Consider the following 24770-nt stretch of genomic DNA (forward strand, 5'->3'; position numbering starts at 1 on the left):
GTGGCCCATGATGACGCAGGAATCTGCTCCCTGCCAGTTACAACCCTATGTGGGTCCAGCGCTTGGCTTATTCAGCGCCTTCGTGGGGTTCCCAGTCGCGGGTGCGGCTGACCGCTTTCTGCCAGCCGGCGTAGAGTTTTTCCTTCGCCGCTTCTTCCAGTTGCGGTTCGAATTGGCGCTCGATCACGGCCTTGCCACGCAATTCGTCCAGGCTGCCCCAGAAGCCGCACGCCAGGCCAGCCAGGTAGGCGGCGCCCAATGCGGTGGTTTCGCGCATTTGCGGGCGCTCAACCTGGGTGCCGAGGATGTCGGCCTGGAACTGCATCAGGAAGTTGTTGGCGACTGCGCCACCGTCTACCCGCAGGGATTTGAGGCGTTCGCCGGAATCCTGCTGCATCGCGTCGAGTACGTCGCGGGTTTGATAGGCAATCGACTCCAGAGCGGCACGGATGATGTGATCCACACGTACGCCACGGGTCAGGCCGAACAGCGCGCCACGGGCATACGGGTCCCAGTAGGGCGCGCCCAGGCCGGTGAAGGCCGGTACCAGGTACACGCCGTTGCTGTCCTTGACCTTGCCGGCGAAGTATTCGGTATCGGTGGCATCGGCGATGATTTTCAGCTCGTCACGCAGCCACTGCACGGTGGAACCGCCGTTGAATACGGCGCCCTCCAGGGCGTAGGCCACTTCGCCACGGGGGCCGCAAGCGATGGTGGTGAGCATGCCGTGCTTGGATTTCACGGCCTTGTCGCCAGTGTTCATCAGCAGGAAGCAGCCGGTGCCGTAGGTGTTTTTCGCCTGGCCCGGTTCTACGCACATTTGGCCGAACAGCGCCGCCTGCTGGTCACCGGCGATACCGCCGATGGCGATGCCGCTTTTGGTGCGGCCGTAGATTTCCGAGGAGGACTTCACTTCCGGCAGCATTTCGCGCGGCACGTCGAGAATCTCCAGCATCTTCGAATCCCACTCGAGGGTGTGGATGTTGAAGAGCATGGTGCGCGAGGCGTTGGTGTAGTCGGTGACGTGGGTTTTGCCGCCGGTAAATTTCCAGATCAGCCAGCTGTCGATGGTGCCGAACAGCAGCTCGCCGTTACGCGCACGTTCGCGGCTGCCTTCGACGTTGTCGAGGATCCACTTGAGCTTGGTGCCGGAGAAGTACGGGTCGGTGACCAGGCCAGTGGTGTCATTGATGTATTGCTCATGGCCGTCGCGCTTGAGCTGCTGGCAGATCTCGGTGCTGCGGCGGCATTGCCAGACGATCGCGTTGTAGATCGGGCGGCCGGTGATTTTGTCCCAGACCACGGTAGTTTCACGCTGGTTGGTGATACCGATGGCCGCGACCTGGTCATGGTGCAGGCCGGCTTGTGCCAGGGCCTCGACCATCACCGCACTCTGGGTGGCGAAAATTTCCATCGGGTCATGTTCGACCCAGCCGGCTTGCGGGTAATGCTGGGTGAATTCACGCTGGGCGGTGCAGACCACGTTGGCGTCACGATCAAAGATGATCGCCCGGGAACTGGTGGTGCCCTGATCGAGGGCAATGATGTAGTTCTTATTCTGAATGTCGGTCATGTCGATTGCCTTGGACGGAGAATAGGGGAGTCAGTAAACAGCCTGGGCCGCAAAGGGGCAGTACTGCCCAGGCTATCGCATCAGGAAGTACGGGTTTTGCCGCTGGCGGCCGCTTCGGTTGCATCAGTTGTAGCAGGTGCGCCGCTGGGCAGGTGACGGGCAATCAGCCCGCGATACGCGGCAGCACCGAGGCAGGCACCGACAATCGGTGCAAAGATCGGAATCAGGAAATAAGGAATGTCGCGCCCACCGGTGAAGGCCATTTCACCCCAACCGGCGAAAAAGGTCATCAGCTTGGGCCCGAAGTCACGGGCCGGGTTCATCGCAAAGCCGGTCAGCGGGCCCATGGCACTGCCGATCACGGCGATCAGCAAACCAATCAGCAGCGGTGCCAACGGGCCACGGGGCAGGCCGTTGTTGTCGTCGGTCAGGGCCATGATCACGCCCATCAGGATCGCGGTAATGACCATTTCCACCAGGAACGCCTGGGCCGTGCCCAGCAGCGGATGCGGATAGGTGGAGAACACTGAGGCCAATTCCAGGCTGGCCTGGGTGCCGCGAATCATGTGGTGGGTTTGTTCGTAATCGAAAAACAGGTTGCTGTAGAGCGTGTAAACCAACGCTGCCGAGCAGAAGGCGCCGGCGACCTGAGCGATGATGTAGAACGGCAGTTTGCGCTTTTCGAAATCGGCAAAAATGCACAGGGCGATACTGACGGCGGGATTGAGGTGCGCCCCGGAAATACCGGCGCTCAGGTAGATCGCCATGCTGACGCCGATCCCCCAGATGATACTGATTTCCCACAAGCCAAAGCTGGCGCCCGCGACCTTGAGCGCAGCAACACATCCGGTACCGAAGAAGATCAGCAACGCAGTGCCCAGGAATTCGGCCATGCATTGACTTGAGAGTGAAGGCTGTTGAAGAGCAGTTGTCATGGAAAACCTCTGTTTTTGTTGTTGTCTGGCGTTTTGCCGCAACGGGCAAGCTGCGATTTTCACCGTGGCGAGGATCCCCATCCTCTTCGCGGCTTACTGCTGTGAATCCGTAGGTGTATTCCTACAGTATTCGTAAACGAAAAAATATAGACAAGAATGACGGCTGTCAAAGGTCGAAAGTGAACGATCGGTCATTTTGTAATTATTGGTGTGGTGAATGATCGCGCCGTGGGCGCGGGGAGTTGCAGCAAAGGAGCGCGCGGGCTCGTGGCAGAGGGCTTCGGACTAGAGCCTTTTACCTTCTGTTGGCCTAGAATTGGCCGTCTGTTTTTTCACCGTTTAGCCAAGCCTGGAGCCCTCATGACGCCCGCATTGGACCTGTTGAAAAAAGTTCGTGCCGAACATCGAATCCACAGTTACGAACATGACCCCAAGGCAGCCTCTTATGGTCTGGAGGCCGCGGAAAAGTTGGGGCTTGATCCCGCGCAGGTGTTCAAGACCTTGCTGGCCAGCAGTGAAAAATCTGAACTGCTGGTGGCCGTTGTGCCGGTCGTCGGAAGTTTGGATTTAAAAGCGTTGGCGCAGGCGGCGGGGGTGAAAAAGGTCGAGATGGCGGACCCGGCTGCGGCGCAACGGGCCACCGGTTACTTGCTGGGTGGCATCAGCCCGCTAGGGCAGAAGAAACGCCTGCGCACCTTTGTCGATGTGACGGCGCAGTCGTTTCCGACAATTTTTATCAGTGCGGGAAGAAGGGGGCTTGAGGTGGAGTTGGCAGCAGCGGTGCTGGCCGAGCACACCCAGGCCAAGTTCGCGGAAATTGGCCGGGTGTGATGCGCTGAGGTCAGGTGGCGGTGCTGTAGCGGCGAACGCCTGACTCTACGTGGGGAATGTGCGCCGCTGTGCTGCCTGAGGCCTGGAACAACACCAGGTGTTCGGCTGCCACGCGAATGCCCACATCGGCACCGACCAAGTGATCGGCGTGGCTGGGGAAGATCGATTCCAGCTGCGCACCGGTAGGCAGCTGCAAGCGATACAGGGTCGATGCCCCGAGGAACGTCTTGCCGACAATCCGCGCTTTCAAGGCGCTGTCCGGAGCATAAACAATGTCGTCCGGGCGCAACAACACATCCACCGCGCCGCCGGTGGGCCAGGTGTAGGCACGATTGCCGCGCAACTCGCCCAGTTCGGTGGTGACCGATTCCGGCGTGTTCAACTGCCCGCGAATGAAGTAACCCTGGCCAATAAAGCTGGCGACAAAGGGTGTCAGCGGTTCGTGGTACAGGTTGTAGGGCGTATCCCACTGCTCCAGGCGACCTTCCTTGAACACGCCGACATGGTCACTCACCGCGAAGGCTTCTTCCTGGTCGTGGGTCACGAGAATTGCACTGGTGCCCCGGGCCTTGAGGATGTCGCGCACTTCATGGCTGAGCTTGCGCCGCAGTTCGCCATCGAGGTTGGAGAAGGGTTCGTCCAACAGCAGCAGTTGCGGTTCCGGCGCCAAGGCGCGGGCCAGGGCGACGCGCTGTTGCTGGCCACCGGAAAGCTCATGGGGGAAGCGCTTGCCGAGGTTCTTCAGGTTCACCAGTTCCAGCAATTCAGCGACCACACGCTCTTTTTGCGGGTGCTTGCGAATGCCGAAGGCGATGTTGTCGGCCACGCTGAGGTGTGGAAACAGCGCGTAGTCCTGGAACACCATGCCGATCCGACGTTTCTCCGGGGCCAGTGTGAAACCGGCGCTGGAGATGACTTCGCCCGCCAGGCTGATCTCACCTTCGTGTACCGGCTCAAAGCCGGCAATCGCTCGCAGGGTGGTGGTCTTGCCGCAACCCGAGGAGCCCAGCAAGCAACCGATGTCACCGGCGTTGAGGTGCAGGTTAAGGTTCTGCACCACCCGTTGGTCCTGATAACCGCATGCCAGATTGCGTAGGTTCAGCAGTAAAGGCTGGCTCATGCAGGGCGGTACGCCGGCGCAACCAAAAACTCCAGCAGCGCTTTTTGTGCGTGCAGGCGGTTTTCTGCCTGGGCCCAGGCCACCGAACGTTGGTCGTCCAGCAGGTCGAGGCTGATTTCCTCGCCACGGTGGGCTGGTAGGCAGTGCATGAACAGCACGTCCGGTGCGGCCAGGTCGAGCAGGGCGCGGTTGACCTGGAACGGTGCGAACAGCTTGAGGCGCTTGGCGGTTTCCTCTTCCTGGCCCATGGAGGTCCACACGTCAGTGCTTACCAGGTGCGCGCCGATAACAGCCTCACGCGGGTCGCGAACGATGGTCACGCGGTCGCCGGCCTGGGCCAGGAATTTTGCGTCCGGCTCATAGCCTTCAGGGCAGGCAACGCGCAATTGGAAGTCGAACTGGATCGCCGCTTCTATATAGCTATTGCACATATTGTTGCCGTCGCCGATCCAGGCCACGGTCTTGCCCTGGATCGAACCGCGCTGTTCGAGGAAGGTTTGCATGTCGGCCAGCAACTGGCACGGGTGCAGGTCATCGGACAGGCCGTTGATCACGGGCACACGGGAGTTGGCGGCAAATTCGGTCAGGGTGCTGTGGGCGAAGGTACGGATCATCACTGCATCCAGCATGCTCGACATCACGATCGCGCAGTCGCTGATCGGTTCGCCACGGCCCAGTTGGGTATCACGAGGTGACAGGAAGATAGCCTGGCCGCCGAGCTGAATCATGCCGGCTTCGAAAGACACACGGGTGCGGGTAGACGACTTCTCGAAAATCATCCCGAGCACGCGGTTTTTCAAAGGCTCGAACAGTACGCCGCGGTTACGCAGGTCTTTAAGCTCAATGCCTCGACGGAGCACGCTGACCAGCTCTTCGGGCGTGCAATCCATCAGGGAGAGAAAGTGCCTTGCGCTCATCATTAACTACCTTTTTGCAACAGACCGCAGATACTCAAAGCCTTGTTTATTTTGAAAACGGGCGAGACCTGCGGCGAAAGCCGCACGGGGCGACGAAATAGGGGAAGGCGCGATCTTATAATTAAATGTCGCGTCTTACCAATAGGGCTACAGTTTTTAGGGGAGTTCAAGGACGCGGGGAGGGCGCTTTTGAAGCCTGTTTCCTGACAGCAGCGGGTCATTTGTACACTGGCGCTGCGCCACATTGCAATGCGAGAAGGCGTGCGCAGGCCGGGGCGCGTCGGTTTCAGAGGGCTGTCGGAGGGCGCTGAAACATTTCATGATGTTTCCTCATGGCCCGGCCTGATGCCGTTGGATTCACGCGACGAACGTTGCTGGCGCTGCTGCCGGCGGCGGGCCATAGTTTTCGTCCGAAGCGCTCAGCCCACAATAAAGAGACTGGCCATGACCAAGACTCTCCACCACCGTGCCTGCCATCTGTGCGAAGCCATCTGCGGCCTGACACTGGAAACTACCCAGGGTGAAGACGGGAGCCTGGCGATCACCTCAATCAAGGGTGACCCCCTGGACACGTTCAGCCGTGGCCATATCTGCCCCAAGGCCGTGGCCCTGCAGGACATCCAGAACGACCCGGACCGTCTGCACCAGCCCATGTTGCGGGTGGGCAGCGAATGGCAGCCTATCCCGTGGGACGACGCCTTTGCGCTTGTAGCCGAGCGCCTTGCGGGCATCCAGGCACGCCACGGGCAGAATGCGGTGGCGGTGTATCAGGGCAATCCGAGCGTGCACAATTATGGCCTGATGACCCACAGCAATTACTTCCTGGGCCAGCTCAAGACCCGCAACCGCTTTTCCGCCACGTCGGTGGATCAGTTGCCCCACCACCTGACCAGTCACCTGATGTACGGCCACGGCCTGTTGCTGCCGATCCCGGACATCGACCATACCGACTTCATGCTGATCCTCGGCGGCAACCCGCTGGCGTCCAACGGCAGCATCATGACCGTGCCGGATGTGGAAAAGCGCCTGAAGGCCATCCAGGCCAGGGGCGGCAAAGTCGTGGTGGTTGATCCGCGGCGCAGCGAGACGGCGGCGATTGCCGACCAACATCTGTTTGTGCGCCCGGGCGGCGATGCGGCGTTATTGTTCGGTTTGCTTAATACGCTGTTTGCCGAGAACCTGATCCGTGACAGTCATCTGCCGGTCGATGGCCTGGATGAAGTGCGCCAGGCCGTGGCCGGATTCACCGCCGAAGCGATGAGTCGTCAATGCGCGGTGCCCGCCGAGCAGATCCGCCAGTTGGCGCGGGACTTCTCGGCGGCCGACACAGCGGTGTGTTATGGCCGCATGGGCGTGTCGACCCAGGCGTTCGGCACGCTGTGCCATTGGCTGGTGCAGTTGATCAACCTGGTGACGGGCAATCTGGACCGAGTGGGCGGCGCCTTGTGCACCACGCCGGCAGTCGACCTGGTGGCTTCCACCTCCGGCGGGCACTTCAATCGTTGGCAAAGCCGGGTTTCCGGGCGACCGGAGTACGGTGGCGAGCTGCCGGTGTCGGCACTGGCCGAAGAAATGCTCACCGAGGGCGAAGGACAAATCCGTGCGCTGGTGACGGTGGCAGGCAATCCGGTGCTCTCCACGCCTAACGGCCGGCAGTTGGAACAGGCGCTGGATGGCCTGGAGTTCATGGTCAGCATCGACCTGTATATCAACGAAACCACGCGCTATGCCGACCTGATCCTGCCGTCTACCTCGGCACTGGAAAACGATCACTACGACACCACCTTCAATATGTTCGCGGTGCGCAACGTCACCCGCTTCAATCGCGCCATCCTGCCAAAGCCTGACGGCGCATTGCATGACTGGGAAATCTTCGTCGGCCTGGCCCAGGCGTTTGCCGCGAAGACGGGTAATACGCTCAAACCGACCATGCCACCGGCGCAGATGATCGATTTCGGGCTGCGCGCCGGACCTTATGGCGATACCTTGTCTATTGCCGCGCTGGCTGATTATCCCCACGGTCTAGACCTTGGGCCGCTGAAGCCCAACCTGGCAGGGCGCATGAAAACCGCCAACGGCCATTTGCAGGCTGCGCCGCCGGTGATCCTCGCAGACTTGGCGCGCTTTGCCGCACAACCAGTGCCTGGGCTGAATGAATTGTTGCTGATCGGCCGTCGCCATGTGCGCAGCAACAACTCGTGGATGCATAACTACCATCGGTTGGTGAAGGGCAAGCCCCGTCACCAGTTGCTGATGCATCCCGATGACCTGGCCCATCGCAAGTTGAGCGACGGGCAACGTGTGCGGGTCAGTTCTCGGATCGGCATGATCGAAGTCGAGGTATTGGCCAGCCTCGACATGATGCCCGGCGTGGTCAGCCTGCCCCACGGCTGGGGCCATGGCCGTCCGGGCGTGCAGATGACCATCGCCAGTGGGCAGCCGGGAGCGAGTGCGAATGACCTGACGGATGAGCGGCAATTGGATGAGCTGTCGGGCAATGCGGCGTTGAACGGCGTGCCGGTGCAGGTCGAGGCGGCGTAAGGATTGTCTGTCGGGGAGTCCGAGCGTCATGCTAGGGTTTGCGTTACAATGCGCCACCGTGCCGACCCATGAGTCGGAAAGTTCCAGCCGAGGTGTTCCATGGATATCATCGAAACGATCAAAGAGCAGATTGCCAACAACACTATTCTGCTTTACATGAAGGGCGCACCTAACGCGCCTCAGTGTGGCTTCTCCGCAAAGGCTTCCCAGGCCATCATGCAATGTGGCGAGAAGTTCGCCTACGTGGATATCCTGCAGAACCCGGAAATCCGCGCCAACCTGCCGAAGTACGCCAACTGGCCAACTTTCCCGCAGCTGTGGGTGGCCGGTGAGCTGGTCGGCGGTAGCGACATCATCACCGAGATGGCGGCTGATGGTTCGTTGCAGGCACTGATCAAAGACGCAGCAGAAAAAGCCGCTGCCAAGACCGAAGCCTGATTGGTTTTAGGCTGCGGCAATAAAAAGCCCCGCTTCTCGAGAGAGAGCGGGGCTTTTTAGTGGCCGGGAATTAAGGGTTATTCACCCATCTGCGATTGCAGGTAATTCTCGATAGTCACTTTGTCGATCAGGCCGATCTGGGTTTCCAGCCAGTCGATGTGTTCTTCCTGGTCTTCAAGGATATCTTCCAGCAACTCGCGGCTACCGAAATCACTCTTGATTTCGCAATGAGCAATGGCGGCCTTGAGGTCGGTGTGGCTCTTGCGTTCGAAGTTCAGGTCGCAGTTGATCATTTCCTGGGTGTGCTCGCCGATGTTCAGCTTGCCCAGGTCCTGCACGTTCGGCAGGCCTTCCAGGAACAGGATGCGCTTGATCAGCGCATCGGCGTCCTTCATGGCCTTGATGGATTCTTTGTATTCACGCTTGCCCAGCTTTTCCAGGCCCCAATCGTCATACATGCGTGCATGCAGGAAGTACTGATTGATCGCGACCAGTTCATTGGCAAGGATTTTGTTGAGTTGCTGGATGACTGTAATGTCGCCTTTCATGATTGGGGTCCTGCCCTGTATTAGCTGTATATAAGGCGGAGTTTGAGCTGCGCATTTACTACTGTCAAACCTAAGTTATTGAATAATAAATGAAAATTAATCGGAATAAGAATGTTTGTGTTCCGCGTCTTGGCGCTAACTGTTTGAATTCCGGGCATAAAAAAACCGGACACTAAGTCCGGTTCTTAAAAACACACCCTTCAGGCGTGTGTAAATTCTGCTGAGTAGGGGATCGCCGCCTGTGCAGTTTGCAGCTGCGTCAGGGTTTCCCGTACCACCTGCTTGGCGAGGCAGGCGCATTTGCCGCATTGGCTGGCAACGCCGGTGGTTTCACGTACTTCCTTGTAGCTGCAGCAACCTTCATAGATTGCTTCGCGGATTTGTCCGTCGGTGACGCCAGTGCAGAGGCAGACATACATAAGGGAGAACCATCGCGGTTTAAGGCTTAAGTGCGACGGATCTTAATGTTAACGAGAATGATTGTCAAAGTAGTTTCTTGCTCGTTTGAAACAGATTGATCGCCCTCTGACGAACGGTTTTTTCCTGAGCCGTGTATGATGGCCGGTCTTCACGAAGCGTGATCCCGTCACAGGGCTGTCGTTTACCCACGGCACACTGGAAGGGATCCTTTTACTTCAAGTCACCACCATCAGGAGATACCCAATGAGCGTACTCGTCGGCAAACAAGCCCCGGATTTCGACGTCCCAGCCGTCCTCGGCAATGGCGAAATCGTAGACAGCTTCAAACTGTCTGAAGCCATCAAAGGCAAATACGGCCTGGTGTTCTTCTACCCGCTGGACTTCACCTTCGTCTGCCCATCGGAGCTGATCGCTCTGGATCACCGCATGGACGATTTCAAGGCGCGTAACGTTGAAGTGGTAGCCGTTTCCATCGACTCCCATTTCACCCACAACGCCTGGCGCAACACCGCCATCAATGATGGCGGCATCGGCAAAGTCAAATACACCATGGCTGCCGACATGAAGCACGACATCGCCAAGGCCTACGACGTTGAGTCCGAAGGCGGCGTGGCTTTCCGTGGCGCGTTCCTGATCGACGACAAGGGCGTTGTGCGCTCGCAGATCATCAACGACCTGCCGCTGGGCCGTAACATGGAAGAGCTGATCCGTCTGATCGACGCTCTGCAATTCCACGAAGAACACGGCGAAGTGTGCCCTGCCAACTGGAAAAAAGGCGACAAAGGCATGAACGCTTCGCCAGAAGGCGTTGCGGCGTACCTGACCGAGAACGCTGGCAAGCTGTAAGCCAGATTCGCGGCACAAAAAAACCGGCCTGAGAAGGCCGGTTTTTTTATGCGCGGGATTTGGCTTCAGTCGCCGAAGTCTTCCCAGCCGCCCATTTGTTTCCAGCGGTTGACGATGCCGCAGAACAGCTCGGCGGTCTTCTCGGTGTCGTAGCGGGCCGAGTGGGCCTCACGACCGTCGAAGTCGATACCGGCCGCCTGGCAGGCTTTTGCCAGCACGGTCTGGCCATAGGCCAAGCCAGCAAGGGTCGCGGTGTCGAAGCTGGAGAACGGGTGAAACGGGTTGCGCTTCATGTCCAGGCGCGCCACAGCGGCGTTGAGGAAGCCCAGGTCGAAGCTGCTGTTGTGACCCACCAGGATTGCGCGTTTGCAGCCATTGGCCTTCAAGGCCTTGCGCACACCACGGAAGATGTCAGTCAGCGCTGCTTCTTCACTGACTGCCATGCGCAACGGGTGATCGAGCTTGATCCCGGTGAACTCCAGGGCGGCCGCTTCGATGTTGGCGCCTTCGAACGGCTCGACGCGGAAGAAGTGGGTGTGTTCCGGGAACACGAAACCCTGTTCGTCCATGCCGATAGTCGTAGCGGCGATTTCCAGCAATGCGTCAGTGGCGCAATTGAAACCGCCGGTTTCTACGTCGATGACAACCGGCAGGTAGCCACGGAAACGCTCGGCCATCGGGTGACGGGAACCGCCACCACCGCCGCCGTGTTCCTGGTCGTCGTCGTAATGGTCTTCACTCACGGGTGTTCCTCCAGCAGGCGCCAGCGCAGTGTTTCACCGGCGCGCAGCGGGATAACGGTCAGCTCGCCAAACGGCAGGCTGGTGGGGGCGGTCCAGTCTTCACGGACCAGGGTAATGCGGTCGGTATTCGCCGGCAGGCCATAGAAACGCGGGCCGTTGAGGCTGGCGAACCCTTCAAGCTTGTCCAGGGCGTTACGTTGTTCGAACGCTTCGGCATACAACTCGATCGCCGCATACGCGGTGTAGCAACCGGCACAACCACACGCGGCTTCCTTGGCGTGTTGGGCGTGCGGTGCAGAGTCTGTGCCGAGGAAAAACTTCTCGTTGCCACTGGTGGCGGCATCGAGCAGCGCCACCTGGTGAGTGTTGCGCTTGAGAATCGGCAGGCAATAGAAGTGCGGCCGAATCCCGCCCACCAGCATGTGGTTGCGGTTGTACAACAGGTGATGCGCGGTGATGGTCGCGCCGACGTTGGCTGAAGCCTCGGTGACGAACTGCACGGCATCGGCGGTGGTGATGTGTTCGAACACGACCTTCAGGGTCGGGAACAGCTCGACCACACGACGCATGTGCTCGTCGATGAAGATCTTTTCACGATCGAATACATCGACATCGCCACGGGTGACTTCACCGTGGATCAGCAACGGCATGCCCACTTCCGCCATGGCTTCGATGGCCGGCAGGATCTTGTCGATACTGGTGACGCCGGAATCGGAGTTGGTGGTCGCCCCGGCCGGGTACAGCTTGGCGGCGTACACGAAACCACTGGCTTTAGCCTGGCGAATTTCTTCGGGCTGGGTGCGGTCGGTCAGGTACAGCACCATCAACGGCTCGAAGCGGCTACCGGCCGGCCGTGCAGCAAGAATGCGCTGGCGATAGGCATCGGCTTCCGCGGCGTTACGCACCGGAGGTACCAGGTTAGGCATGATGATGGCGCGGCCAAACGTGCGCGCTACATCGGCCACGGTTTGGGGCAACGCAGCACCATCGCGAAGATGAATATGCCAGTCGTCGGGACGCAGCAGGGTCAGGCGGTCGGACATTGGGGATTCCAGGCGGGTCAATCTGGTGGGAATGCTACCGGAAAAGACTCTTGCAGGCACTCGCTATCAAGTTTTGCAGGATACGACCGATATCCCTGGGTATGCCTTAACGATGTATGACGCCTTGATGTGTTGTAGAAACCAGTGGAGCCTCCCGTGCGCCAGCATTATCTAGCCCTGCTCAGTGTGTTCGCCAGCCTGCCCGCGATGGCCCTCACGTTCCAGACACGTCTGGAGAATATTGAGTGGAAAGTGGAGGGCGATAAGTTCGAGTGCCGCTTGAGCCAACCGATCACCGATTTCGGCTCGGGCGAGTTCGTGCGCCGTGCGGGCGAGCAGGCGACGTTTCGCCTGAAAGCCTTTAACGGTTCGTTAGGTGCCGGTTCCGCAACCCTGCTGGCGGCCGCTGCGCCGTGGCAGCCGGGGCGTGGTGATATCAATCTCGGCGCGGTGCGCGTCGGCAATGGTGATGTGCTGTTTAACAGCTCCCAGGCTCAGGCCGGGCGCTTGTTCACCGGCTTGCTCGAAGGTCGTAGCCCGACGGTGCGGCACTATGGGCGTGATGGCGGGTATTCCGAGATTCGCCTGTTGCCGGTGAAATTCAACAAGGCCTACAACGACTATCAGCTGTGCACCACCAAACTGCTGCCGATGAATTTCGAGCAGGTCAAACAGACCGAGGTGGGCTTCCCGGGGGGCGGAATCGAACTGGACGCGGCGGCCAAGAAAAAGCTCTCGGTGATTCTCGAGTTCATGAAAGCCGACCCGACGGTTAACCACATCGAGTTGAACGGCCACTCTGACAACAGCGGCAATCGCCTGACCAATCGTGATGTCTCCCGGCGCCGTGCCTTGGCGGTGATGGACTACTTCAAGGCCAATGGCATCGATGAATCGCAGATCACCCTGCGGTTTCATGGTGAAAGCTACCCGTTGGCGCCGAACACCAGCCCGGCCAACCGGGCGAAAAACCGTCGGGTGAATATTCAACTTGAACGGGTGGCAGCCCCCGAGAAACCGGCGCCCCAAGCCAAAGCGCCAGGTAACGCTGCCGCCACCTCATAAGGTGCGGCGTTTCGTCGCTCGCTCGACATAATCTGTCGCTTTATCTTCATTTGCTGTCGCGCCTCTGTAATTTCACGGTTTTGGTCGGTAGAATCGACGCCTTTCCGTACAACCCCGTGGAGTGATGGCATGGCCGACGTAAACAAGGTCGTTCTCGCGTATTCCGGCGGCCTGGACACTTCGGTGATCCTCAAGTGGCTGCAGGATACTTATAACTGTGAAGTGGTGACCTTCACCGCTGACCTGGGTCAGGGCGAAGAGGTCGAACCTGCACGTGCCAAGGCGCAAGCCATGGGCGTGAAAGAGATCTACATTGACGACCTGCGCGAAGAGTTCGTCCGCGATTTCGTTTTCCCGATGTTTCGCGCCAACACCGTCTACGAAGGTGAGTACCTGCTGGGTACTTCCATCGCACGTCCGCTGATCGCCAAGCGCTTGATCGAAATCGCCAACGAAACCGGCGCTGACGCCATTTCCCATGGCGCCACCGGCAAGGGCAACGACCAAGTGCGTTTCGAGCTGGGCGCCTATGCCTTGAAGCCAGGCGTAAAAGTCATTGCTCCGTGGCGTGAATGGGACCTGCTGTCCCGTGAAAAGCTGATGGACTACGCTGAAAAGCACGCTATCCCGATCGAGCGTCACGGCAAGAAGAAGTCCCCGTACTCGATGGATGCCAACTTGCTGCACATCTCCTATGAAGGCGGCGTGCTGGAAGACACCTGGACCGAGCACGAAGAAGACATGTGGAAGTGGACCGTCTCCCCGGAGAACGCTCCTGACAAGGCCCAGTACCTGGAACTGACCTACCGCAACGGCGACATCGTCGCGCTGGACGGCGTCGAAATGACCCCGGCCACCGTCTTGGCGACCCTGAACCGTATCGGTGGCGAACACGGTATCGGCCGCCTCGACATCGTCGAGAACCGTTACGTGGGCATGAAGTCCCGTGGTTGCTACGAGACCCCTGGCGGCACCATCATGCTGCGCGCTCACCGCGCCATCGAGTCCATCACCCTGGACCGTGAAGTGGCTCACCTCAAAGACGAGCTGATGCCCAAGTACGCCAGCCTGATCTACACCGGCTACTGGTGGAGCCCGGAGCGTCTGATGCTGCAACAGATGATCGACGCTTCCCAGGTCCACGTGAACGGTGTTGTGCGCCTGAAACTGTACAAGGGCAACGTGATCGTGACCGGTCGCAAGTCCGACGAGTCGCTGTTCGACGCCAATATCGCCACCTTCGAAGAAGATGGCGGCGCGTACAACCAGGCAGACGCGGCAGGCTTCATCAAGCTCAACGCATTGCGCATGCGCATTGCGGCCAACAAAGGTCGCAAGTTGTTCTGAGTGTTTTAAGTTGCAATGAAAAATGGCCCCGTTAGGGGCCATTTTTTTTTGGCTGAAAATACACCTGGAATCCTTAGGGGCGATGCGGTGTTTATTGTTCAGTTCAACAACAGCCCTGTGTCTAAGGCGGTGGTGTGGAGTGTTTATGTTTTTACGGGGGCAATGTTTATTAATTTCGCTCGATAAGTGGTGCATTGTTGAAAGTGGGTTTTTTTCTTGTGTTCAGGAACTATGTACTACAGAAATTTCACTCAGAAATGTACCGCGAACATGTCAGATGCTGACATGCCTGTAGGATTTATGGAGCGTTATTAATTATGTCGAATGGAACTTTTAAAAAGTGCCTTTCAGCCCGTGTTCACAGGTCTTCTGATAAGGCACAAGGGGCATTTCCTGAAACTTGTGTGCGGCACGTTTACCCCGCCCCCCGTAATCCTGGGAATTTTCACTCAAAATATGTTTGTACTCGGAAAGTTCTGAAAGCCTCAACAAAACTGGACACCTCCACACTGGCGTTTTTTTGTAGGCTAAATCCTATGTCTTTGTGGGTTGGGTCTCTGCTTGCTGTTGCTTGGGGGGGAGCGCTATGCCAAGCGGGAAACGACTAGGCTATTGTGCTTGCTCTTAATAATTCGAACAGCGAAATTGGACTTGCCCATGAATAAAGTGCTGATCGTGGATGATCATCCCGTCATTCGTCTTGCTGTGCGTATGCTAATGGAACGTCATAGTTATGAGGTCGTTGCCGAGACCGATAACGGTGTCGATGCCTTGCAACTTGCACGGGAGCATATGCCGGACATAGTCATACTGGATATTGGAATTCCCAAACTCGATGGCCTGGAAGTTATATGCCGGCTGTCATCTACCAAGCAGGCCCATCCCTTCAAAGTGCTGGTGCTGACGTCCCAGGCGCCCGGTCATTTCTCCATGCGGTGCATGCAGGCGGGCGCCGCTGGCTACGTGTGCAAGCAGCAGGACCTCACCGAGCTATTGAGCGCGGTCAAGGCGGTGCTGTGTGGATACAGCTACTTCCCCAACCAGGCGCTGAACTCGGTGCGCTCCACAATGGGAAACGCCAGCGAAGCGGACATGGTCGAGCGCTTGTCCGGCCGGGAGATGATGGTGCTGCAGCAACTGGCCCGCGGTAAAACCAACAAGGAGATCGCCGATGGCATGTTCCTGAGCAACAAAACCGTGAGCACCTACAAGACGCGCTTGCTGCTCAAGCTCAACGCACGCTCCCTGGTGGACTTGATCGAGCTGGCCCAGCGTAACGGGTTGGTATAGGCCGGCCGCACACTTACATGCAGTCAGAAAAAAGCCTCCGTAAGGGAGGCTTCTGTTTTTCGTTGGGTCGATTAGAGATCGAAGTCGTAATCGGCCAACTGTTTTTGCAGGCGCCGCTCTTCCAGAAGGTTGTCGATGGTGCGGCGTTTGCTCAAATTGGTCTTGGCCACCTCTACCGGTGTTTCTGCTGCCTCATCGTCGGATTCAGCGCCAACAACGTCGTCTTCTACATCCAGTTGTTCTTTGCCAGTGCTCATAAGGTTAACTCCAGGCTAAGACTGCCGTTGGCGCTCCTTATAACGATAATCTTGAGCCTGGTAAAAAAGATTTTTTCAATCGACTCATCAATAAAAGCAATGATGGCTCAATCGTCGGAAGTCTTTTCCTTGTATTCACACAGGTCTTCTATGCGGCAACTGCCACAGCGCGGCTTGCGAGCCTGGCAGACATAGCGGCCGTGAAGGATCAGCCAGTGATGTGAATCCAGCAGATAGGGCTTGGGCACAAACTTCATCAGTTGTTTTTCCACCTCCACCACATTCTTTCCGCGGGCAATCCCGGTGCGGTTGCTGACCCGAAAGATGTGCGTGTCCACCGCCATGGTCAGTTGGCGAAATGCCGTATTGAGCACCACATTGGCAGTTTTACGGCCTACGCCCGGGAGGGCTTCCAAGGCTTCCCGAGTCTGCGGCACTTCGCTGCCGTGCAACTCCACCAGCAGCCGACAGGTCTCGATGACATTCTTCGCCTTGCTGTTGTACAGGCCGATGGTCTTGATGTATTCGGACAACCCTTCAACGCCAAGCGCGTAGATTGCCTCGGGAGTATTGGCCACGGGGTACAACTTGGCAGTGGCCTTGTTGACGCCAACGTCTGTGGACTGGGCCGAAAGAATCACGGCGATCAGCAGCTCGAACGGCGAGGAATAGGCCAGCTCGGTTTTCGGTTCCGGGTTGTCTTCGTGAAGCCGACGGAAAATTTCCAGGCGTTTTGCGGCGTTCATGGGGCGAGCGGTTCCTTGCAGACAGTCAGTGTGGTTACGAAAAACGGGCCCAATAACCCGAGCAGGATAAACGCGGCGGGCACCAGCAGTACACGCTTCATCACGTGCGGCCGGTGCTCAAGGGGTTCAAGTGCGGGCATCGGACCCCACCAGCGCCGCAAGCGCCTGCTCTGCTGTTTCGAAATGCTGTTGCAGGACAATCAACTGCGACTGCTGTTCAAAGGTCGGCGGGTGGCCGAAAGCTTTCAGGGATTTGTGCAATTGGGCACGGCTCATGGCCAGATGGATCTTGGCCTTCTTCAAGGCAGCGTCCATCGCGGCGGCTTTTTGTGCACGAACCCGCTCAATGGCGGCCTGGACCGGGTTCTCCGAGGCTGCAGCCACCGGGGCGGCGCGCTTGGTGCGTGCCAGGCGTTCGGCGAGTTTCTGTTCCTCTTCGCGTTGCAGCCGCGTGTTGCGCTGTTCAAACCGCCGCCGGGCCCGATCGCGTTTGAGGTTGCGTGCCTGGCGCTCATGATCACTGGATGCCAGTCCGCCGACAATCGGCACCACCGTGGTCAACGGACGCATTTCGATGCAATCAACCGGGCAGGGTGCCACACACAGGTCGCAGCCTGTGCACTCGTCGATAATCACCGTGTGCATCAATTTGGCAGCACCAACAATAGCGTCCACTGGGCAGGCCTGGATGCATTTGGTACAGCCGATGCACTCCGCTTCACGGATAAACGCGATCTGCGCGGGCGCCTCGCCTCGGGACGTGTCCAGTTCCAGCACCGGGAGCTTCAACAGGTGTGCCAGGCCTGCGATGGTTTCCTGGCCGCCCGGAGGGCACTTGTTGATCGCCTCGCCTTGGGCAATGCCTTCTGCGTAGGGCTTGCAGCCAGGATGCCCACATTTGCCACATTGGGTTTGTGGCAGCAGGGCGTCGATACGTTGAATCAGGCTCATGGTTTGATCATTGCGTTGGAACCCGGAAAAGCCACAGCCAACAACGGGCCGACAGCAAACAGAATCCGATTATCCGGCAAGCGAGGAGGGGGTACTAGCTGAAACCGCCCCATAGCCGAGACCATGGGGCAGTTAGCCGTTGTTACTTGATGCGCTGACCCGGCTTGGCGCCGCTGTCCGGGCTCAACAGGTAGATCTCTTCACCGCCAGGGCCGGCCGCCATCACCATGCCCTCGGAGATACCGAACTTCATTTTCCGTGGCTTGAGGTTGGCGATCATCATGGTCAGGCGACCATCGAGCTTGGACGGATCCGGATAGGCACTCTTGATCCCGGAGAACACGTTGCGTTGCTCGTCACCGATGTCCAGAGTCAAGCGCAGCAGCTTGTCAGCGCCTTCCACGGCTTCGGCCTTGATGATCAGGGCCACCCGCAGGTCCACCGCAGCGAAGGCGTCGAAGTCGATTTCTGGCGACAGCGGATCTTTCGCCAGCTCGCCATTGCCCGCAGGTGCTGCATCGCCGGTGTCAGTCTTGCTGGCCTCGAGGTCTTCTTTCGAAGCATCGGTCATGGCCTGGACTTTTACCGGATCGATACGGGTCATCAGCGGCTTGAACTCATTCAACTGATGGTTGCTGAGCAAGGTCGCGTGGTCGTTCCAGGTCAGCGGCGGCACGTTGAGGAACGCCTCGGCGTCGGCTGCCAGCAGTGGCAGTACCGGCTTGAGGAAGATCACCAACTGGCGGAACAGGTTGACGCCTGTGGCGCAGATTGCCTGGACTTCAGCTTGCTTGCCTTCCTGCTTGTTCAGCGACCACGGCGCCTTGTCGGCGATCCAGGCGTTGGCACGGTCGGCCAGGCCCATGATCTCGCGCATGGCGCGGGCAAAGTCGCGGGCTTCATAGGCGTCGGCGATGCTCGGGGCAGCGGCCAGGAACGCGTCGGTCAGCTCCGGCGCGGCGTTTTCCGCCACCAGCACACCGGCGTTGCCCTTGTGGATAAACCCGGCGCAACGGCTGGCGATGTTGACGACTTTGCCCACCAGGTCCGAGTTGACCTTCTGTACGAAGTCTTCCAGGTTCAGGTCCAGGTCGTCGACGCCACGGCCCAGTTTGGAGGCGTAGTAGTAGCGCAGGTATTCCGGCGACAGGTGGTCCAGGTAGGTGCGCGCCTTGATAAAGGTGCCACGGGACTTGGACATCTTCTGGCCATTGACCGTCAGGTAGCCGTGTACCGCGATGCCGGTCGGCTTGCGGTAGCCCGAACCTTCGAGCATCGCCGGCCAGAACAGCGCGTGGAAGTTGACGATGTCCTTGCCGATGAAGTGATACAGCTCGGCAGTGGAGTCCTTGGCCCAGAACGCGTCGAAGTCCAGCTCCGGCGTGCGGTCGCACAGGTTTTTGAAGCTGGCCATGTAGCCAATCGGCGCGTCCAGCCATACGTAGAAGTACTTGCCTGGCTCACCCGGGATTTCAAAACCGAAGTACGGCGCATCGCGGGAGATGTCCCACTGCTGCAGGCCGGCGTCCAGCCATTCGGCGATCTTGTTTGCCACGGCGTCCTGCAGGGTGCCGCTGCGGGTCCAGGTTTGCAGCATCTGCTGGAAATCCGGGAGCTTGAAGAAGAAGTGCTGGGAATCCTTGAGCACCGGGGTGGCGCCAGAGATCGCCGACTTCGGATCCTTCAGGTCGGTAGGCGCGTAGGTGGCGCCGCATTTCTCGCAGTTGTCGCCGTACTGGTCCTCAGTGCCGCATTTCGGGCAGGTGCCCTTGATGAAGCGGTCGGCCAGGAACATTTTCTTTTCCGGGTCGAAATACTGGGTGATCGAACGCGTGGCAATGTGCCCGGCGTCTTTGAGGCGCAGGTAGATCTGGCTCGACAGCTCGCGGTTTTCTTCGGAGTGGGTCGAGTGGAAGTTATCGAAATCCACCAGGAACTCGGCAAAGTCGGCGCTGTGTTCAGCCTGGACGTTGGCGATCAGTTGTTCCGGGGTGATGCCTTCCTTCTCGGCGCGCAACATGATGGCCGAACCGTGGGCGTCGTCCGCGCAGACATAAATGCATTGATTGCCGCGATGCTTCTGGAAGCGCACCCACATATCGGTCTGGATGTACTCAAGCATATGGCCAAGGTGGATAGAACCATTGGCATAGGGCAGGGCGCTGGTGACGAGGATCTTGCGTGGCTCGGACATGGGGCTCGGCTACTTGATGAAACGGAGGTCGGCCACTATAAAGCGCCGGGAAATTTATTTCACCCCGTGCGGCTGTTTCAGGATTTTCCCGACGGCCGAAAGCGTGCCGCTAAGACGCTGGAACGGTTAGGATAGCCGCCTGTTTTAGTCAGTCTTTTTTCGGGAGTAGCCCATGAGCGCCGTCAATCGCGCAGCGGTGGAAGCCGTTCTTCGCCAATACACCGACCCCTACCTGAACCAGGACCCGGTCAGCGCCGGGTGCGTACGCGCCATCGACGTGCAAGGTGACAAGGTTTCGGTCCAGCTTGAGCTGGGCTATGCCGCCGGGCTGTTCAAGAGCGGCTGGGCGCAGATGCTGCAAATGGCCATCGAAGGCCTGGACGGCGTCAGCTCGGCCAAGGTCGACATCCAGTGCGTGATCGCCGCGCACAAGGCCCAGGCGCAGATCCCGGGCCTGGCCAACGTCAAGAACGTGGTGGCCGTGGCCTCCGGCAAGGGCGGCGTGGGCAAATCCACCACCGCCGCCAACCTGGCCCTGGCCCTGGCCCGCGACGGCGCGCGCGTCGGGATTCTCGACGCTGACATCTACGGCCCGAGCCAGGGCGTGATGTTCGGTATCGCTGAAGGCACCCGGCCGAAGATCAAGGACCAGAAGTGGTTCGTGCCGATCGAGTCCCATGGCGTGGAAGTGATGTCCATGGCCTTCCTGACCGACGACAACACGCCGATGGTCTGGCGCGGCCCGATGGTTTCCGGTGCATTGCTGCAACTGGTCACCCAGACCGATTGGGGCAACCTGGACTACCTGGTGATCGACATGCCACCAGGCACCGGCGATATCCAGCTGACCCTGGCGCAGAAAGTGCCGGTGGCCGGCGCGGTGATCGTCACCACGCCGCAGGACCTGGCGCTGCTGGATGCCCGCAAGGGCGTGGAGATGTTCCGCAAGGTCAACATTCCGGTACTGGGCGTTGTGGAAAATATGGCGGTGCACATCTGCTCCAACTGCGGCCACGCCGAGCATCTGTTCGGTGAAGGCGGCGGCGAGAAGCTGGCGACCCAGTACGGGGTTGAACTGCTGGCGTCGTTGCCGCTGTCGATGGGGATTCGAGAGCAGGCTGACGGTGGCAAGCCGACGGTGGTTGCCGAGCCCGATGGTCAGATTGCCATGGTTTACCAGGAGCTGGCCCGCCACGTAGGTGCGCGGATCGTACTTCAGGAAGCTGAGGCCCAGGCGATGCCGACCATCACTGTCAGCGACGACTGATCCACCTGACGGGAAAGAAGCCTCGACGGTGTCGGGGCTTTTTCTTGCCTGGCGAATACCCAGGGTCCGCCTGTTACCCTTTTACGTAATTGCTGGTGTAAGCATTCACTTACTTTTTCGTAAGTGTTTGGGTTTTTTCGTCGGTGCAGACGTCTTGAATTGACTGCCTATATTTCTATCTATTTGAAATATAACAATTATTTGTTATTGAGCGAGCGCGCAAACTTGTAGCTCTGCGATTTGGATCCCGTTGAACTTCCCCGGGAACTCTCTAAGATCAGCCCTGTGTCCACGGATTGACACGGTCATCACGGAACGATGACTCAGGGAACCTCGCAGGATGCGATTCATCAGGATGATGAAAAGGAACACAGGGACTAGGGAAAAAATGTGGGCGGGTCATACCGCCCCTTTTTTTTGCCTGTAGAAAAGTGAAACCTGTCCCGCAGAAATGCAAAAAGGCCCGCAAGGGGCCTTTTTGAGGGCATCGACGCTATCAGCGCTCGAGGTCTGCAATCTTGCCTTTCTTGCCATCCCACTCCGCCGCATCCGGCATCGGGTCTTTGCGCTCAGTGATGTTCGGCCAGATTTCCGCCAGCTCAACGTTCAACTGAATAAATTCCTGCATTTCTGCCGGGACTTCGTCCTCGGAGAAAATTGCGACGGCCGGGCATTCTGGCTCACACAGGGCGCAGTCAATGCACTCGTCCGGGTGGATGACCAGGAAGTTCGGGCCTTCGTAGAAGCAGTCCACCGGACACACTTCTACGCAGTCGGTGTACTTGCACTTGATGCAGTTGTCGGTGACGACGAAGGTCATTTCTAATTTTCTCCTCAGGCGGCGGCAGCGAAACCCCTTGTGGCAGGGCTCGCGAGGTTCGGGAGCGATAGTCTGCAGGCCAGGCTAAAAGCCCGCAGCATCCCAAACCGCGCGAGAGTCTACCAGCTTGCACGCGTCTGCGTTATATCCGAGTCTTCAGTGCATATAACATTTCGAGCGCTTTTCGCGGGGTCAAGTCGTCCACGTCAAGCTTAGCCAACTCATCCAGCACCGGATGAGGCAGGCTGGCGAACATGTCGCTCTGGTGTGGCGCGCTGGGTTTGTTGCTGGCTTTGGCCGGGCTGGCCACGGGAATCTCGTGGGGCAGGGCGGTTTCTTCCAGGCGGCTCAGGTGTTCGCGGGCGCGAGTGATCACCTCACTTGGCACGCCCGCCAGCTGCGCCACGGCCAGGCCGTAACTCTGGCTCGCCGGCCCGGGCAACACGTGGTGCAGGAACACGATGCGCTCGTTGTGCTCGGTGGCATTGAGGTGCACGTTGGCCACCAGCGGCTCGTTTTCCGGCAACACCGTCAGCTCGAAATAGTGCGTTGCAAACAGCGTATACGCCCGCAGATGCGCCAATCGCTCGGCCGCCGCCCAGGCCAGGGACAGGCCGTCAAAGGTGCTGGTGCCGCGGCCCACTTCGTCCATCAGTACCAAGCTGCGTTCGGTGGCGTTGTGCAGGATATTGGCGGTTTCGCTCATTTCCACCATAAAGGTCGAACGGCCACCGGCCAGGTCATCGCTGGAGCCGATTCGGGTAAAGATGCGGTCCACCAGGGACAGTTCGCAACTGGCCGCCGGCACGAAGCTGCCGATATGCGCCAGCAGTACGATCAATGCGGTCTGACGCATGTAGGTGGATTTACCGCCCATGTTCGGACCGGTGATCACCAGCATGCGGGTGTCGTCGTCCAGCGACAGATCGTTGGCGACGAACGGCGTGGTCAGAACCTGCTCCACCACCGGGTGGCGACCTTGCACGATGCGCATGCACGGCTCGCTGACAAATCGCGGGCAGTTCAGGTCAAGGTTCAGGGCACGCTCGGCCAAGTTGCTCAGTACATCCAGTTCGGCCAGGGCGGCGGCTGTATCCTGCAACGGCGCCAGCTTGTCGATCAAGCTTTCGAGCAAGGCTTCGTAGAGCATCTTCTCCCGAGCCAGGGCGCGGCTTTTGGCCGACAGCGCCTTGTCTTCGAACTCTTTAAGTTCCGGGGTGATAAAGCGCTCGGCGCCCTTGAGGGTCTGGCGACGCTGGTAATCGATCGGCGCCTGCTCGGCCTGCTTGCTCGGCAACTCGATAAAGTAGCCGTGCACGCGGTTGTAGCCGACTTTCAGGTTGGCCAGGCCGGTGCGGGCTTTTTCGCGGGCTTCAAGGTCGATCAGGAACTGCCCGGCGTTCTCGCTCAGGGATTGCAGTTCGTCCAGCTCGGCGTCGTAACCGGTCTTCAAGACGCCGCCGTCACGGATGATCGCGGGCGGGTTGTCGATGATGGCTTTTTCCAGCAGCGCCGCCAGTTCCGGGTAGGTGCTGGTGGTGACGGCAAGCTGCTGCAGGTGCGGAGCTTCCAGTTCGGTCATCGCTGCTTGCAGTTGCGGCAGGGCGCCGAGGGCATCCCGCAGGCGTGCCAGGTCGCGGGGCCGTGCGTTGCGCAGGCCGATCCGCGCCAGGATCCGCTCGATATCCCCGATTTCCTTGAGCTGCGGTTGCAGCTTTTCAAAGCGGTATTGATCCAGCAGGCACGTAATAGAGGTTTGACGGGCTTGCAGCACGGTCAAATCCCGCAGCGGACGGTTCAACCAGCGCGTCAGCAAGCGGCTGCCCATGGCGGTCTGGCAACGGTCGACCACCGATTGCAAGGTGTTGTCGCGCCCGCCGGCCAAGTTGGTGTCCAGTTCCAGGTTGCGACGGCTGGCGCCATCGAGCACCACGGTGTCGTCCAGACGTTCATGACGCAGGCTGCGCAAATGCGGCAGGGCGGTGCGCTGGGTTTCCTTGGCATAGCTGAGCAGGCAACCGGCGGCGCCGATAGCGAGGGTCAGGGTTTCGCAGCCAAAACCCTTGAGGTCTTGCACGGAGAATTGCTGGCACAGGCTTTTCAGCGCCGAATCACGCTCGAAATCCCACGGCGCGCGACGCTTGGTCCCGCGGCGACGTTCCGCCGGCAGATCCTTTGGCCAGTCATCCGGAATCATCAGCTCCACCGGGTTGACGCGCTCCAGCTCCGCCAGCAGGTTTTCCCAGCCCTTGATCTCCAGCACCGTAAAGTTGCCGCTGGTGATATCCAGCACGGCCAGGCCGAACAGCCGCTCATCCCCCAGCACCGCCGCGATCAGGTTGTCGCGACGCTCATCCAGCAGCGCCTCATCACTCACCGTCCCCGGCGTAATGATGCGCACCACCTGGCGTTCCACCGGGCCCTTGCTGGTGGCCGGGTCGCCGATCTGCTCACAGATCACCACCGACTCGCCCAGCTTCACCAGCTTGACCAGGTAACCTTCCAACGAATGATAAGGAATCCCGCACATCGGAATCGCCTGCCCGGCCGACTGCCCGCGCGCGGTCAGGGTGATGTCCAGCAACTTGGCGGCCTTCTTTGCGTCTTCATAGAAGATCTCGTAGAAGTCGCCCATGCGGTAGAACATCAACTGATCAGGGTGCTGGTTTTTCAGGCGCCAGTACTGCTGCATCATCGGGGTGTGGGAGGACAGATCGGAAGTGTTTTTACTCATTGGATAGTTAGCAAATTCGTTGAAAGTGATGGGGCAAAGGGGGCGCTTGGCCCAGCATTTTTTGCAATGGGCGCAAGGTTAACACGCGAGGTCGGGGCTTCGCAGTTCACAAACGGTCAGGTAAATCTCGGCAATCAATGCATT

At 59.1% G+C, this 24770-nt stretch carries 21 protein-coding genes and 1 pseudogene; 8 read left to right on the forward strand and 14 right to left on the reverse strand.

Going from position 1 to position 24770, the window contains the following annotated elements; all coding sequences use genetic code 11:
* Nucleotides 1-67: 67 nt before the first annotated feature.
* A complete protein-coding gene (gene glpK / locus BLU46_RS22440; RefSeq protein WP_063027424.1) occupies nt 68-1573 on the reverse strand; it encodes a glycerol kinase GlpK in 1506 nt (501 codons plus the stop codon).
* Nucleotides 1574-1653: 80 nt separating this feature from the next.
* Nucleotides 1654-2508 carry an MIP/aquaporin family protein gene (locus BLU46_RS22445; protein ID WP_063027426.1) on the reverse strand — a complete coding sequence of 285 codons (855 nt, stop codon included), beginning with the start codon at nt 2506-2508 and terminating at the stop codon, nt 1654-1656.
* A gap of 360 nt (nt 2509-2868) precedes the next feature.
* Here BLU46_RS22445 and ybaK point away from each other — a divergent pair, with 360 nt between their 5' ends.
* Complete coding sequence (gene ybaK, locus BLU46_RS22450) at nt 2869-3339, forward strand: Cys-tRNA(Pro) deacylase (protein ID WP_063027428.1); 471 nt, start codon at nt 2869-2871, stop codon at nt 3337-3339.
* A 10-nt stretch (nt 3340-3349) separates the two neighbouring features.
* Here ybaK and BLU46_RS22455 read toward each other — a convergent pair whose 3' ends face one another.
* Entirely contained in the window at nt 3350-4459 is a 1110-nt protein-coding gene (locus BLU46_RS22455) for an ABC transporter ATP-binding protein (protein WP_063027430.1), read from the reverse strand.
* Nucleotides 4456-5376 (reverse strand): ornithine carbamoyltransferase, encoded by a 921-nt coding sequence (argF, locus tag BLU46_RS22460; RefSeq protein ID WP_063027432.1) that lies wholly within the window; start codon nt 5374-5376, stop codon nt 4456-4458. The genes BLU46_RS22455 and argF overlap by 4 nt, the downstream gene beginning before the upstream one ends.
* A gap of 444 nt (nt 5377-5820) precedes the next feature.
* Between argF and BLU46_RS22465 the strand changes: the two genes are divergently transcribed.
* Together BLU46_RS22465 and grxD are read left to right on the forward strand one after the other, a co-directional pair.
* Nucleotides 5821-7917, forward strand: coding sequence for a molybdopterin oxidoreductase family protein (locus BLU46_RS22465; RefSeq protein WP_093205499.1), 2097 nt, complete (start codon nt 5821-5823; stop codon nt 7915-7917).
* Between the two features lie 99 nt (nt 7918-8016).
* On the forward strand, nt 8017-8355 hold the full coding sequence (grxD, locus tag BLU46_RS22470; RefSeq protein WP_034118308.1) for a Grx4 family monothiol glutaredoxin: 339 nt from the start codon (nt 8017-8019) through the stop codon (nt 8353-8355).
* 77 nt (nt 8356-8432) lie between these two features.
* Here grxD and bfr read toward each other — a convergent pair whose 3' ends face one another.
* Both bfr and BLU46_RS22480 read right to left on the reverse strand, forming a co-directional pair.
* Entirely contained in the window at nt 8433-8903 is a 471-nt protein-coding gene (bfr, locus tag BLU46_RS22475) for a bacterioferritin (protein WP_017480123.1), read from the reverse strand.
* A gap of 200 nt (nt 8904-9103) precedes the next feature.
* Nucleotides 9104-9322 carry a bacterioferritin-associated ferredoxin gene (locus tag BLU46_RS22480; RefSeq protein WP_003208706.1) on the reverse strand — a complete coding sequence of 73 codons (219 nt, stop codon included), beginning with the start codon at nt 9320-9322 and terminating at the stop codon, nt 9104-9106.
* Between the two features lie 244 nt (nt 9323-9566).
* Between BLU46_RS22480 and BLU46_RS22485 the strand changes: the two genes are divergently transcribed.
* Nucleotides 9567-10169, forward strand: coding sequence for a peroxiredoxin (locus tag BLU46_RS22485; RefSeq protein WP_093205502.1), 603 nt, complete (start codon nt 9567-9569; stop codon nt 10167-10169).
* Nucleotides 10170-10234: 65 nt separating this feature from the next.
* Here the strand turns inward: BLU46_RS22485 and rnt are convergent, their stop codons facing one another.
* A complete protein-coding gene (gene rnt, locus BLU46_RS22490; protein WP_003208704.1) occupies nt 10235-10912 on the reverse strand; it encodes a ribonuclease T in 678 nt (225 codons plus the stop codon).
* On the reverse strand, nt 10909-11955 hold the full coding sequence (gene pyrC, locus BLU46_RS22495) for a dihydroorotase (protein WP_093205506.1): 1047 nt from the start codon (nt 11953-11955) through the stop codon (nt 10909-10911). The genes rnt and pyrC overlap by 4 nt, the downstream gene beginning before the upstream one ends.
* 156 nt (nt 11956-12111) lie before the next feature.
* On the opposite strand from pyrC, the gene BLU46_RS22500 reads away from it, so the two are divergent.
* From BLU46_RS22500 to BLU46_RS22510, 3 genes are all read left to right on the forward strand, one after another.
* Nucleotides 12112-13020, forward strand: coding sequence for a flagellar protein MotY (locus tag BLU46_RS22500; protein WP_063027440.1), 909 nt, complete (start codon nt 12112-12114; stop codon nt 13018-13020).
* A 129-nt stretch (nt 13021-13149) separates the two neighbouring features.
* Nucleotides 13150-14367, forward strand: coding sequence for an argininosuccinate synthase (locus tag BLU46_RS22505; protein WP_003208700.1), 1218 nt, complete (start codon nt 13150-13152; stop codon nt 14365-14367).
* 657 nt (nt 14368-15024) lie between these two features.
* Nucleotides 15025-15657: a response regulator transcription factor gene (locus BLU46_RS22510; protein ID WP_003208698.1), complete on the forward strand. Its 633-nt coding sequence runs from the start codon at nt 15025-15027 to the stop codon at nt 15655-15657.
* Nucleotides 15658-15728: 71 nt separating this feature from the next.
* Here BLU46_RS22510 and BLU46_RS22515 read toward each other — a convergent pair whose 3' ends face one another.
* The 4 genes and pseudogenes from BLU46_RS22515 to metG all read right to left on the reverse strand — a co-directional run bounded on the left by BLU46_RS22515 (nt 15729) and on the right by metG (nt 19805).
* Nucleotides 15729-15914: a PA3496 family putative envelope integrity protein gene (locus tag BLU46_RS22515; protein WP_017480127.1), complete on the reverse strand. Its 186-nt coding sequence runs from the start codon at nt 15912-15914 to the stop codon at nt 15729-15731.
* 107 nt (nt 15915-16021) lie between these two features.
* Complete coding sequence (gene nth, locus BLU46_RS22520) at nt 16022-16660, reverse strand: endonuclease III (RefSeq protein WP_010170146.1); 639 nt, start codon at nt 16658-16660, stop codon at nt 16022-16024.
* A gap of 150 nt (nt 16661-16810) precedes the next feature.
* Nucleotides 16811-17632: pseudogene (gene rsxB / locus BLU46_RS22525) on the reverse strand (electron transport complex subunit RsxB); the annotation flags it as partial.
* 121 nt (nt 17633-17753) lie between these two features.
* Entirely contained in the window at nt 17754-19805 is a 2052-nt protein-coding gene (gene metG / locus BLU46_RS22530) for a methionine--tRNA ligase (protein WP_017480131.1), read from the reverse strand.
* A gap of 172 nt (nt 19806-19977) precedes the next feature.
* Between metG and apbC the strand changes: the two genes are divergently transcribed.
* Nucleotides 19978-21072 (forward strand): iron-sulfur cluster carrier protein ApbC, encoded by a 1095-nt coding sequence (gene apbC, locus BLU46_RS22535; RefSeq protein WP_093205512.1) that lies wholly within the window; start codon nt 19978-19980, stop codon nt 21070-21072.
* A 496-nt stretch (nt 21073-21568) separates the two neighbouring features.
* Here the strand turns inward: apbC and fdxA are convergent, their stop codons facing one another.
* On the reverse strand, nt 21569-21892 hold the full coding sequence (gene fdxA, locus BLU46_RS22540) for a ferredoxin FdxA (RefSeq protein ID WP_003208688.1): 324 nt from the start codon (nt 21890-21892) through the stop codon (nt 21569-21571).
* A gap of 142 nt (nt 21893-22034) precedes the next feature.
* Nucleotides 22035-24626: a DNA mismatch repair protein MutS gene (mutS, locus tag BLU46_RS22545; protein WP_093205515.1), complete on the reverse strand. Its 2592-nt coding sequence runs from the start codon at nt 24624-24626 to the stop codon at nt 22035-22037.
* Nucleotides 24627-24770: the final 144 nt, after the last annotated feature.

The sequence above is a fragment of the Pseudomonas yamanorum genome, assembly GCF_900105735.1.
Classification (GTDB): domain Bacteria; phylum Pseudomonadota; class Gammaproteobacteria; order Pseudomonadales; family Pseudomonadaceae; genus Aquipseudomonas; species Aquipseudomonas yamanorum.